Origin of the sequence: Corallincola platygyrae, from assembly GCF_039544265.1 — a bacterium.
Classification (GTDB): Bacteria; Pseudomonadota; Gammaproteobacteria; order Enterobacterales; family Neiellaceae; genus Corallincola; species Corallincola platygyrae.
In genome coordinates, this window is record NZ_BAABLI010000020.1 from 1 (window position 1) to 529 (window position 529).

The following is a 529-nucleotide window of genomic DNA, read 5'->3' on the forward strand; positions in this document are numbered from 1 at the left end:
GTAATTTTAGTAAGGAGGTGATCCAGCCCCAGGTTCCCCTAGGGCTACCTTGTTACGACTTCACCCCAGTCATGAATCACTCCGTGGTGATCGCTCTCCCGAAGGTTAAGCTAACCACTTCTGGAGCAACCCACTCCCATGGTGTGACGGGCGGTGTGTACAAGGCCCGGGAACGTATTCACCGTGGCATTCTGATCCACGATTACTAGCGATTCCGACTTCACGGAGTCGAGTTGCAGACTCCGATCCGGACTACGACGGACTTTGTGAGATTAGCTCCACCTCGCGGCTTCGCAACCCTCTGTATCCGCCATTGTAGCACGTGTGTAGCCCTACTCGTAAGGGCCATGATGACTTGACGTCGTCCCCACCTTCCTCCGGTTTATCACCGGCAGTCTCCTTAGAGTTCCCGACCGAATCGCTGGCAACTAAGGATAAGGGTTGCGCTCGTTGCGGGACTTAACCCAACATTTCACAACACGAGCTGACGACAGCCATGCAGCACCTGTCTCAGAGCTCCCGAAGGCAC

The 529-nt window shown here is 55.2% G+C and carries 1 rRNA gene; it reads right to left on the minus strand.

The features are described from left to right. Positions 1–10: 10 nt before the first annotated feature. Positions 11–529 (minus strand): 16S ribosomal RNA (locus tag ABEA14_RS16085); the annotation flags it as partial.